The organism is Enterovibrio paralichthyis (assembly GCF_019209835.1).
Taxonomy (GTDB): Bacteria; Pseudomonadota; Gammaproteobacteria; order Enterobacterales; family Vibrionaceae; genus Enterovibrio; species Enterovibrio paralichthyis.
Map to the genome: position 1 here is coordinate 138,888 of NZ_JAHUTS010000008.1, position 11,615 is coordinate 150,502.

11 protein-coding genes are annotated in these 11,615 nt (G+C 52.2%); 8 read left to right on the forward strand and 3 right to left on the reverse strand.

Annotation, left to right across the window (positions count from 1 at the left end; genetic code table 11):
* Positions 1–212: 212 nt before the first annotated feature.
* Positions 213–707, forward strand: a complete 495-nt coding sequence (sixA, locus tag KU854_RS11945; RefSeq protein WP_218358766.1) for a phosphohistidine phosphatase SixA — start codon at positions 213–215, stop codon at positions 705–707.
* A gap of 56 nt (positions 708–763) precedes the next feature.
* Here sixA and smrB read toward each other — a convergent pair whose 3' ends face one another.
* Positions 764–1,294, reverse strand: coding sequence for an endonuclease SmrB (smrB, locus tag KU854_RS11950; RefSeq protein ID WP_054779340.1), 531 nt, complete (start codon positions 1,292–1,294; stop codon positions 764–766).
* A gap of 120 nt (positions 1,295–1,414) precedes the next feature.
* On the opposite strand from smrB, the gene prmB reads away from it, so the two are divergent.
* Positions 1,415–2,347: a 50S ribosomal protein L3 N(5)-glutamine methyltransferase gene (gene prmB / locus KU854_RS11955; protein ID WP_218358767.1), complete on the forward strand. Its 933-nt coding sequence runs from the start codon at positions 1,415–1,417 to the stop codon at positions 2,345–2,347.
* A gap of 483 nt (positions 2,348–2,830) precedes the next feature.
* The gene (gene aroC / locus KU854_RS11960; RefSeq protein WP_218358768.1) at positions 2,831–3,916 is read left to right on the forward strand and encodes a chorismate synthase; all 1,086 of its coding nucleotides are present in this window, start codon (positions 2,831–2,833) and stop codon (positions 3,914–3,916) included.
* A 132-nt stretch (positions 3,917–4,048) separates the two neighbouring features.
* Here aroC and KU854_RS11965 read toward each other — a convergent pair whose 3' ends face one another.
* On the reverse strand, positions 4,049–4,696 hold the full coding sequence (locus KU854_RS11965; protein ID WP_054779342.1) for a trimeric intracellular cation channel family protein: 648 nt from the start codon (positions 4,694–4,696) through the stop codon (positions 4,049–4,051).
* A 226-nt stretch (positions 4,697–4,922) separates the two neighbouring features.
* Here KU854_RS11965 and KU854_RS11970 point away from each other — a divergent pair, with 226 nt between their 5' ends.
* Positions 4,923–5,456 (forward strand): elongation factor P hydroxylase, encoded by a 534-nt coding sequence (locus tag KU854_RS11970; RefSeq protein WP_054779343.1) that lies wholly within the window; start codon positions 4,923–4,925, stop codon positions 5,454–5,456.
* Positions 5,456–5,722: a YfcL family protein gene (locus KU854_RS11975; RefSeq protein WP_218358769.1), complete on the forward strand. Its 267-nt coding sequence runs from the start codon at positions 5,456–5,458 to the stop codon at positions 5,720–5,722. The genes KU854_RS11970 and KU854_RS11975 overlap by 1 nt, the downstream gene beginning before the upstream one ends.
* A gap of 84 nt (positions 5,723–5,806) precedes the next feature.
* Here KU854_RS11975 and mnmC read toward each other — a convergent pair whose 3' ends face one another.
* Positions 5,807–7,810 (reverse strand): bifunctional tRNA (5-methylaminomethyl-2-thiouridine)(34)-methyltransferase MnmC2/FAD-dependent 5-carboxymethylaminomethyl-2-thiouridine(34) oxidoreductase MnmC1, encoded by a 2,004-nt coding sequence (mnmC, locus tag KU854_RS11980; protein ID WP_218358770.1) that lies wholly within the window; start codon positions 7,808–7,810, stop codon positions 5,807–5,809.
* A 211-nt stretch (positions 7,811–8,021) separates the two neighbouring features.
* Here mnmC and fabB point away from each other — a divergent pair, with 211 nt between their 5' ends.
* The 3 genes from fabB (at position 8,022) to KU854_RS11995 (ending at position 11,615) form a co-directional block, all read left to right on the forward strand.
* A complete protein-coding gene (fabB, locus tag KU854_RS11985; RefSeq protein ID WP_218358771.1) occupies positions 8,022–9,233 on the forward strand; it encodes a beta-ketoacyl-ACP synthase I in 1,212 nt (403 codons plus the stop codon).
* Between the two features lie 214 nt (positions 9,234–9,447).
* Entirely contained in the window at positions 9,448–10,587 is a 1,140-nt protein-coding gene (locus KU854_RS11990) for a 4-phosphoerythronate dehydrogenase (protein ID WP_218358772.1), read from the forward strand.
* 2 nt (positions 10,588–10,589) lie between these two features.
* Positions 10,590–11,615: an aspartate-semialdehyde dehydrogenase gene (locus tag KU854_RS11995; protein WP_054779345.1), complete on the forward strand. Its 1,026-nt coding sequence runs from the start codon at positions 10,590–10,592 to the stop codon at positions 11,613–11,615.

The following is an 11,615-nucleotide window of genomic DNA, read 5'->3' on the forward strand; positions in this document are numbered from 1 at the left end:
TTAGAATAACTGGGCTATACACACCTCGCCATGCCTAAAATGCGCTTCGCGAAAACAAAATTTGGCCACGAAAGACCAACTGACGACAGTGGTAAGGTCTTAATTATGACCAGCTTGGTAATTAGAGGCAAACATCTGTGCGCTCTATCGTTCCAGAATGAAGAATTGACTGGTAGCATGGTCGGGTAACTCAAAAAATCAGCAGTAGTGATATGCGAATTTATATTATGCGCCACGGCGAAGCGCACACCTTTGCCGCCAGTGATGAAGAACGTCCTTTGACTGATCGTGGCGAACACCAGTCTGTAGAGATGGCCCGTTGGCTGGCGTCTGAGCTGCCGGAAGGGGTAATGGACATGGTGTTGGTCAGCCCATACCTGCGCGCTCAGCAGACCTGGTCTGCCTGTGAGCCTATGTTCACGTCCGTGAAAAAAGTGATGACGGAAGACGGCATTACGCCTTACGGGGACAGCGAGCATGTCGCCTCCTACCTGCGTGCGCTGGTGGCGGTGGACAATCCTGCCTCTATGTTGCTGGTATCGCATCTGCCTCTGGTGGGTTACCTGACTGCGGAATTTGATGCGGAAATGCAGCCGCCGATGTTCCCGACTTCGTCGCTTTCTTGCATCGAGTACGACCCTAAAACCGGTCACAGTGAAGTCGTGTGGCTGAAAAGCCCATCCCAATTGATGGGTTACGCCTCCTAAAAACAGAAAACGCCCAAATTAAAGGGCGTTTTGTTCATTCGTGGCTTGTCACCGTTTTATTTCTGCGGGATTTCAATCAGCACCAGCAATGCGCCGTCACCGCCAAATTCCAGCGGTGCCTGGTGAAAAGCCAACACATCAGGATGCTGCGCCAGCCACAGTGGCGTTTTTTGCTTCAGAATATGCTTCCCAATGCCGTGCATCACACACGCACAGCTCACCCCGTCTTTTACACATGCAGCAATCAGTGCACCGAGTTCGCGTTTGGCCTCCATCTGCGTCATGCCATGCAAATCCAGAAACATATCCGGCACATAGACACCACGACGAAGACGCTTCACCTCATATTTGGACACACCGGTACGGGCGTACTGGGTTGGCCCATCCTCTTTCAGCAGAGGCTCAAACTCATCGGAGAAATAAAAGGCGTGATCACGCGCCGCAGAGTCTGAGAGCTTTCTGCGGGACTGTTCTGTTGTCTGGCGCTTCGGCGGGTTTATGGTATCCTGCTGCAGTTTTTTAACGCCTTTCACCGCATCGCGGAACAATGACATGTCATCGTCTGAGATCGGGGATTTCTTGCTCATACGTTTATTCCAAATTCTGATTGCTGCATTTTACTCAAAATGAGCGCAATGTCTTGCTGTCGTATTCGGAATAACCCACACCGCGTTGTGTTGGGGTGAAAAAGGCTACTGGAGGCCATTTTGGATAGAATTATTGTTGATGAAGTCGTCAACGAGCTGCGCACACTACAAGATATGCTGCGTTGGACGGTAAGCTGCTTTAATGCAGCAGGTTTGTATTACGGCCATGGCACGGATAACGCGTGGGATGAAGCAGTGCAATTGGTGCTGCCAACTGTGTATCTGCCAATTGATGTGCCTGCAGAAACCCAGACCTCCCGTCTGACCACCAGTGAGCGTCACCGTATTGTTGAACGCGTGGTTCGCCGTATCAACGAGCGCACGCCAGTGGCATACCTGACCAACAAAGCGTATTTCTGCGGTCTGGAGTTTTACGTGGATGAGCGTGTGCTGGTGCCACGTTCGCCAATCGGTGAGCTGATCCAAAACCAGTTCGCGCCAATTTTGCCGGTTGAGCCAACCCGCATTATGGACTTGTGTACCGGCAGCGGCTGTATCGGTATCGCCTGTGCTTACGCATTCCCTGAAGCGGAAGTGGATCTGGTTGATATCTCTACCGATGCGTTGGAAGTGGCGGAAATGAACGTTCAGGAACACGGTTTGGAGCAGCAGGTGTTCCCAATCCGTTCTGACTTGTTCCGCGATCTGCCGAAAGATAAATACGACCTGATCGTGTCTAACCCGCCATACGTGGACGAAGAAGACATGAACTCGTTGCCACAGGAGTTCCGTCACGAACCTGAACTGGGTCTGGCGGCTGGTAGCGACGGCCTGAAACTGATGCGCCGCATTATTGCTAACGCGCCAAACTACCTGACCGAGCAAGGTATTCTTATCTGTGAAGTGGGTAACTCAATGGTTCACGTTCAGGAACAGTATCCGGATATGCCTCTGACCTGGCTGGAATTTGAAAACGGTGGTCACGGCGTATTCATGATGACCTGCCAGGATTTGATGAGCGTGGCAGACGAGTTTTCTATCTACAAAGATTAATCCCGTCTGGATTCACTGAGAAAAAGGCTGAAATCATTGGTTTCAGCCTTTTTTGTATTTGTACTCCTACTTTTGCCTGATTTATTGAAACCAGCCCAGTCTTCAAGGGTGTTTGCAACTGTACATAAAAAAAGCTTTTGCTTATCCACGGCGGTTATGTTTCATTAACTAATACCTAAACAACCTGAAGATGCAGGATTCAGCGAGATTGACTTACGTTGTGATCGCGGCGTTCCTTTGTAGATGTAGTCACCTCCATCAAAAAGGAACAACAAAGAGCACGGCGTCAGGCAACTCGCCCGAAGGGAGGCCATCAATGCGCCCACTTCTTCGTTAAATTCCACGGAAATAGAATGACTATTCCTCGTAAAATTTGCCTCAAATTGAACGCATTGATGACCTCTGAATGCGAGCATCTTCAGGTCGTTTAGGTATAACAGCAATGAAGCCGATTCAGGCAGCCGGTAGAAGACAGAGGAAGTAATGGCAGGTAATTCAATAGGTCAGGTTTTTCGAGTCACCACCTTTGGTGAAAGCCACGGATTGGCATTGGGATGTATCGTTGACGGTTGCCCGCCGGGACTTGAACTGACAGAAGCAGATTTACAGGGTGATCTGGACCGTCGTCGTCCGGGCACCTCAAAATACACCACCCAGCGCCGCGAGCCGGATCAGGTGAAAATCCTCTCTGGTGTATTTGAAGGTAAAACCACAGGCACGTCTATTGGCCTTCTGATTGAAAACACCGACCAGCGTTCACAGGATTACTCCAAAATCGCTGATCGTTTCCGCCCTGGACACGCCGATTACACATACCACCAGAAGTACGGCCACCGCGATTACCGTGGTGGCGGCCGTTCGTCTGCGCGTGAAACCGCCATGCGTGTGGCGGCTGGTGCGATTGCGAAAAAGTACCTTAAGCAGCAACACGGCATTGAAGTGCGCGCTTACCTGTCACAGATGGGCGATGTCACCATTGAGAGCGTCGATTGGGATCAGGTAGAGCAAAACCCGTTTTTCTGCCCGGATGCATCCAAAATTGACGCCTTGGATGAACTGATCCGTAACCTGAAAAAAGATGGTGACTCCATCGGTGCCAAACTGACCGTGGTAGCAAACAATGTGCCGGTTGGCCTGGGTGAGCCGGTATTTGACCGCCTGGATGCGGACATCGCCTACGCCCTGATGGGTATCAATGCGGTGAAAGGCGTGGAAGTGGGAGATGGTTTTGATGTGGTCAACCAGCTCGGCAGTCAGCACCGCGATGAACTGACGCCGGAAGGCTTTAAGTCCAATCACGCAGGCGGCATCCTTGGTGGCATTTCATCCGGTCAGGACATCGTGGCGCATCTGGCGCTTAAGCCAACGTCCAGCATCACAGTACCCGGCGAAACCATCAATGTGGATGGTGAAACCGTGGATGTTATTACTAAAGGCCGCCATGACCCATGCGTGGGTATCCGCGCCGTGCCAATCGCTGAAGCCATGGTCGCGATTGTGCTGATGGATCACCTGCTGCGCCACCGCGCGCAAAACTCCGGTGTGCATACCAATACGCCAAAGATCTAGAATTGAGATAAGAGATTTTAGATAAGAGAAAGGCCAGCTGAAAAACTGGCCTTTTGTTTTTGAGCGCTTATTCCAAGCTATCTTCAAGTCTCAAGTCTCAAGTCTCAAGTCTCAAGTCTCAAGCCTCAGTGTCTACTTCGCTTCTGCGCTTTCCGGTTCATTATCTTCAAAACTAAACACCGGCAGGCTCCAGCCAAATTTCACTGCTGACATACGGAATACAAAGCCGGTGATCAGGGTCGATACTGTCGCCATGTTTTCATCGATGCCAAATTGTCCACCATAGGTCATCAGCGCCAGATACATAGCGCCTGAGAAAAAAGCGACGGAGGCATAAAGTTCTTTGTGCAATACCATTGGCTGACGGCGGCACAGTAAGTCGCGCAGCAGGCCACCGAAAATGCCTGTCACCAATGCGGAGACCACACAGATCAGCGGTGACAATCCCATGTCCATACCGACACGGCAACCAATGATGCTGAATGCAATCAAACCCAGTGAATCAAGCCAGACAAAAAGCTTGTGGTTGCGGGCGACCCAGGAAGCCATCCAGGTAGTGACAATACCGGCCACACAGACAATCACCAGATACTGGGGGTTGGCGACCCAGCCGAGAGGATAGTGACCTAGCAGGATGTCACGCACTGTGCCACCACCGATTGCTGTGCAGGCAGCCACCAGCATCACGCCAAACCAATCCATTTTGCGTCGACCCGCCGCCAGTGCGCCGGTCATGGCTTCTGCAGTAATACCGATAATGTATAAGGTGGAAAGTAACATCTTGTTTATTCGTCTGTTTGCATGGCGAGGAAGAGTATGTCGCGATTGTAGGTGTGACCAAGTTCTCAATCCAATGAAAGGTTATGAACCCATACATGAATTGGATTCATGGTTAACCTGGGGGAATTGGCCTAAAACGGTGCTTTTTGCTGCGACAAAGGGCACTGCGGCGGGTAAAATGCCCGCTGAATGAATTTTGCTGTAACCATACATTTACAAATCACCCATGCATCACGATTATAACGACCTGATTTCTGTATTTAATCAGACTTTTATTGATTCTTTTAATACCGAATTGCTGCTTGGCGGCGACGAACCTATTTACCTACCGGCGGACAGCGAAAACCCGCATCACCGCATTATTTTTGCCCGAGGCTTTTTTGCTTCGGCACTGCATGAAGTGGCGCATTGGTGCATTGCAGGGCCAGAGCGCCGTCTGCTTGAGGATTTTGGCTACTGGTATCAACCGGATGGCCGCGACGAGCAAACCCAGGCAGAATTTGAAAAAGTGGAAATCAAGCCGCAGGCAGTCGAGTGGATTTTGTCTGCCAGCTGTGGGTTCCGTTTTCAGGTCAGTTGTGACAACCTAAGCGGCTCTTTTGAGCCTGATCGCCCGGCGTTTACGGCCAAAGTGCGTGAACAGGTGCTGCGTTACCTCGAAGAAGGCATGCCAGCCCGTGCAAAAACTTTTTCTGATGCGCTGCGTGCGTTTTACCAATTACCGCCGTTGACGGCTGCTGATTTTCCAGAGAGCAAATGATGATCCAAGACTACGAAGAAAAAATCCTCGACCTGATTGATGCCATGGTTACCACTGCCTCTGACGATGAATTGTTTGCCAGCGGTTACCTGCGCGGCCACATCTCGCTGGCCGCGGCAGATTGCGAGCAGGAAGGCATTGACGAAGTTAACGCACTGAAACAGCGAGTGGCACAAAGCCTGAAAGACAATGCCAACGAGCTGAACCCGGCAGATCAGGTGCTGGTTGGTAACCTTTGGACATCGTTGCAAGAGCAAGCGGGCTGATTGAATCAGTAAGCACATTGCTTCAATAAAGAAAGGCGCCATCGGCGCCTTTCTTGTTTTCGTTCTGATTCAACACGCTGCGGGTTACAGCGATTTACCTTTCAGTAATTTTCTCACCCACATGCGTCCCGGGTGCAGCGCGTTGAGCACATCAACCGGCAATGGCAATGGATGACCACAAAGTTGTGATGCCATCAGCTCACCCAGAATCGGTGCAGAAGTCAGGCCTCGTGAACCCAGCGCCAGCAGGCTATAAAGGTTCGGGTAGACAGGTACATCTGCGGCGTCATCTTTCTTTTCACGCAGATCGCTGTACACCGATGTCAGCGCGTCGAAATCACACACATCTCCGGCATACGGCAGGTGATCGCGGCTGGCGCAGCGGATTCCGACGCGGCCTGCGCCGTGGTCGGTATCAATCTCTTTCGGCCATTCAGCAGGAATGCAGTCAACCAGGCGCTGTTTGTTGTCAGCCTGATCGTCCATGCGGAAGTCCATCGATACATCATTGCGGCTGTAACTTGCACCAATGCAGTGGGTATCGTTTTTCGGGTTGATAGGCGTCAGGTAGCCGTCGTAGCACAGCACGGTTTTCAGCTGCTTCAGCGTTTCCGTGGTGTTGATGTGTGACACCTGACCACGCACCGGATAGGCCGGAATGGGCGCAGTCTGTTCAAACTGGGTGAACTTGTGGCCGTTGGCAACCACCACTGTCGCATGGTTAAAGCTCTCCTGCGCGGTTTTCAGTGTCCACTGGTCGTTGCTGCGTTCAAGGGCCATCACTTCCGTGTTGTAGTGACAGGTGAGCAGGCCAGTTTGTTGCGCGTTGGCAATCAAGCCCTGGGTCAGTTGCTGCGGACACAGCCAGCCGCCAAGCGGATAGGTCACACCACCGTGTCCGGTTTCGATACCGGTCAGCGCTTCTGCTTCTTCTTTACTGACAGCGTGGATAAGCGCGTCAGGAAAACCACCTTTCAGCATTTTCGCCAGTTTGTCTGCGCTTTTCTCATCCCAGCCAATTTGGGTGACGCCACACAGATCGTGGTCGAACGCAGTCGTTTTTTCTGCCTGCTCAATAAACTGTCGTGCGAACAAAAATGCCGGGGCAAAGAAGCGGGAGAGCGCATCGTCACTGCCATTTAGCAAAGGATACACGGCACCTTGTCGGTTGCCTGATGCTGCCAAGCCCGGCTTATCATGTTCACAATACAAGGTGACAGCTCTGCCGCGGCGCACCAGAGACATTGCCAGTGCGGCACTCGCCACACCGCCGCCAATGATCGCGATATCCTTGCTGTCAGCCGGCGAGGTGCGCTTATACCAAGGCACCTGTTGTTTCGCGTTTGCGCGTTCCGCCATGGTGCCAACAATCATGTCTCGCTTTGTGCCAAAGCCTTTGGTTTTCTTCATGGCAAAGCCAGCTTCAATCAGGCCGCGGCGCACAAAGCCCGCTGCGGTGAAGGTCGCTACCGTACAATCCTGTTTTGCCAGCCTAGCCATGCCATCAAACAGGCTTTGGCTCCACATTTCCGGGTTCTTACTTGGGGCAAAACCGTCAAGGAACCAGCAATCCACAATACCGTCATCTGGCGTCCACACTTGCGGCATAGAATCTTTGATATCGCCGAACCAGAGATCCAGTGTGATCATGCCATCGGCCAGTACCAGACGGTGACAGCCCGGCACTGCAGCAGGGTAGTGCTCGCGAAGTCCGGCAGCAAATTCTGCCAGCTCAGGCCATGCCGCATGGGCTTTTTCCAGATCGGATTGAGTCACCGGAAACTTTTCAAAGCTGATGAAGTGGAGTTGGTTCACCGTCGCCTGTGGATTTTCCTCGCGGAATTTGGCAAACCATTGCCAGACAGCAAGGAAGTTCAGGCCGGTGCCAAAGCCGGTTTCGGCTATAACAAAGCGGTCACGCGGGAAATCGAGCCATCGCTCTGGCAGCTGGTTTTGCTGCAGGAACACATAGCGCGTCTCTTCAAGGCCATTGGCATTGGAGAAATAGACATCGTCAAAGTTGTCGGAAACCGGGGTACCGGCTTCGTTCCAGTGGATTTGCGCGTGTTCAATTTTGGGATGGGTCACAAGCCTTACCTTTCATTTTGCTGTCTTTGCACTCTGGGCGCGGATTCTATCGTCAAACCCAGACAAGATACAGATGGAGAGCTTGGGACTTTCCTACCATGTGTGCGAGCATGACTGAAATTTCAGCTTACACGCGTACACAGGAAAGCTGACCACTTTGCTGTATCAAAACCGCTATCATCGGGTCGAACTCGAATTGTAGGAACAAAAGATGAAACGAGCCGTAATTACAGGTATGGGAATTGTTTCCAGCATCGGTAACAACGTTAAAGAAGTGCTGGAGTCATTGAAGGCGGGTAAATCAGGGATTAGCTTTTCCCAACAATTCGCAGACATGAAGCTTCGCAGCAATGTCTGGGGTGATTTAAAGCTCAACCCTGCTGATCATATTGATCGCAAAAAGTTTCGTTTTATGGGCGATGCTGCAGGCTTCGCCTATCTGAGCATGGAACAGGCTATCGAAGACGCTGGCCTGACTGAAGAGATGGTATCTAACGACCGTACCGGTTTGGTTGCGGGTTCGGGTGGTGCGTCATCGATCAACCAGGTTGCTGCAGTGGACACACTGCGTGAGAAAGGTGTGAAACGTGTAGGCCCATATATGGTGCCACGCACCATGTCTTCAACCGTATCAGCCTGTCTGGCAACCCCTTTTAAAATCCGTGGTGTGAACTACACCATGAGCTCGGCATGTGCGACCTCTGCACATTGTATCGGCCATGCGCTGGAACTGATTCAACTGGGCAAGCAAGACATCGTCTTCGCCGGTGGTGGTGAAGAGCTGGATTGGTCACTGACCATGATGTTTGACGCCATGGGCGCGCTGTCGACCAAATACAACGATAACCCAGAGAAAGCATCACGCACCTATGACGCAGACCGCGACGGTTTCGTTATCTCCGGTGGTGGCGGCATGATGGTTATCGAAGAACTGGAACACGCACTGGCGCGTGGCGCGAAAATCTACGGTGAAATCGTAGGTTATGGCGCAACCTCTGATGGCTACGACATGGTAGCACCGTCAGGTGAAGGCGCGGTGCGTTGTATGAAGATGGCGATGCAGGACGTTGACCAGATTGACTACATCAACACCCACGGTACTTCAACGCCAGTGGGCGACGTAAAAGAGCTGGGTGCGATTCAGGAAGTGTTTGGCAATAACAGCCCAGCCATTTCTGCTACCAAAGCGATGACAGGTCACGCACTGGGCGCGGCGGGTGTTCATGAAGCGATTTACTCCACCATCATGCTGGATAACAACTTTGTGGCACCAAGCATCAACATCGAAAACCTGGATCCAGCGGCGGAAGGTCTCGACATCGTGACTGAGGCCCGTGATGTAGAGCTGAAGACAGTGATGTCAAACAGCTTCGGTTTCGGTGGCACCAACGCGACACTGGTTATCAAAAAATACGAGGGATAAGGTCAGGCCTTGTCCCCAGAGTCCTGTCATGGACTCTTCGGTTTTCCGGGACTTTGGCTATTAGCCTAAACAGACGCGGGTTTTGACCGTTGAGAGCCGGTCATTACCTTTCAATCCTGGATTTTGCCCGGCCTTTTGGCCGGGCTTTTTCGTTTGCGCTGCTGCTGAAAAAGTTCACAATAGCGGTAATAGATTTTAGGTAGAGTAAACGCAATTGAATATTCTGATTGATGAAAACATGCCATACGCGGCTGAGCTGTTTGGCAAACTGGGTACGGTAACTGCCAAGGCTGGTCGCACCCTGACCGCTGATGATCTGGTGGATATCGATGCACTGATGATCCGCTCAGTCACCAAAGTTAATGAAGACCTATTGGAAAAAGCCAACCGCCTGAAATTTGTCGGTACGGCAACGGCAGGGACTGACCACGTTGACGCGGCACTGCTTGCTGAACGCGGTATCCACTTTACGGCTGCGCCGGGTTGTAACAAGGTCGGCGTTGCCGAGTATGTGATCAGTGCGCTGCTGGTGCTGGGGCAACAGCAGGGTTTCTCCATCACTGACCGGAAAGTCGGCATTGTCGGAGCCGGTCAGGTGGGCAGCTACCTGTCCAAATGCCTGTCGGCGCTCAATATCCCGCACCTGCTGTGCGACCCGCTGAAAGAAGCCGAAGGCGATACGCGCGAGTTTCACGCTCTGGAAAACTTGCTGGATGAATGTGATGTGTTGACCATGCACACACCACTCACCAAAACCGGCGAGCACGCTACCCATCACCTGATTGGCGCGAAAGAGCTTGCAGCCCTGAAGCCGGGCGCAATTTTGATTAACGCTGCCCGTGGCCCTGTGGTAGATAACGGTGCCCTGAAAGCGGCGCTGAAGCAGCAAGAGCTGACTGCGGTGCTTGATGTGTTTGAGTTTGAGCCGGAAGTAGATCTGGCGCTTTTGCCATTGCTGGCCTTTGCGACCCCACACATTGCTGGTTACGGGCTGGAAGGGAAAGCACGCGGCACCACGATGATTTACAACAGCTACTGCGAATTTCTGAATAATCAGGAAGAGCGCGTCGAGGCTGCGTCATTGCTGCCAGTAGCACCCATTCCGCACGTGTCACTCAGCAAACCATGGGACGAAAGTGATCTAATGGCACTTTGCCAGCTGATTTACGATATCCGCCGTGATGATGCAGAGTTCCGCCGTGAGATGGCGGACGAAGCCGCCCAGCGCGCAACCTTTGACCGCTTGCGCAAGAATTACTGGGACAGACGCGAGTACAGTGCAATTACAGTAGCGGGTAAGGCAGCCTTTGGGTTAGAGTCGCTCGCTAATTTAGGTTTTACCGTAGAGGAATAATCATGACACAAGAATTCGATGTGGCTTATGACGTCGCTGTATTAGGTGCAACGGGCGCAGTAGGGCGCACCATTATCGAGGTGTTGGAAGAGCGTCAATTCCCAGTGCGCAACCTGCACTTGCTGGCCAGTGAGCGCAGCGCCGGTGAAACCATCCGTTTTAACGGTAAAAGTGTTCGCGTAAAAAACGTGGAAGACTTTGACTGGAGTCAGGTGCAAATCGCGCTGTTTTCAGCAGGTTCTGAAGCGTCTGACCGCTGGGCGCCTATCGCCGCTGACGAAGGCGTAGTGGTGATCGACAATACCTCCCGTTTCCGCTACGAATACGACATTCCACTGGTTGTGCCAGAGGTGAACCCGGAAGCGATTGCTGATTTCCGTAACCGAAACATCATCGCGAACCCGAATTGTTCAACGATTCAGATGCTGGTGGCGCTGAAGCCAATTCACGATGCTGCGGGTATCGAACGTATTAACGTCTGTACTTATCAGTCAGTGTCCGGCACCGGCAAGAAAGGCGTTGATGAACTGGCAGGGCAGACCGTGAAGCTGCTGAACAGCCAGGATGCAGAGCCAAACGTGTACAAAAAGCAGATCGCATTCAACTGCTTGCCACACATTGATGAGTTTTTGGACAATGGCTACACCAAAGAAGAAATGAAAATGGTGTGGGAAACCCAGAAGATCCTGGGCGATGACTCTGTTGCTGTGAACCCGACCTGTGTGCGCGTGCCTGTGTTTTACGGTCACGCAGAAGCGGTACATGTCGAGTGTCGCCAGCCGATTGACGCGACCGAAGCCATGGACTTGCTGTCCCGTGCTGAAAACGTGGAAGTTTACTACGGCGAAGACTACCCAACCCAGGTGAAAGAAGCGACCGGTAAAGACCACGTGATGGTAGGCCGTGTGCGCAACGACATCAGTCACCCGAATGGTCTGAACATGTGGGTTGTGGCAGACAACGTTCGCAAAGGCGCGGCAACCAACTCCGTGCAAATCGCAGAGCTGCTGGTTCGCGACTACCTGTAA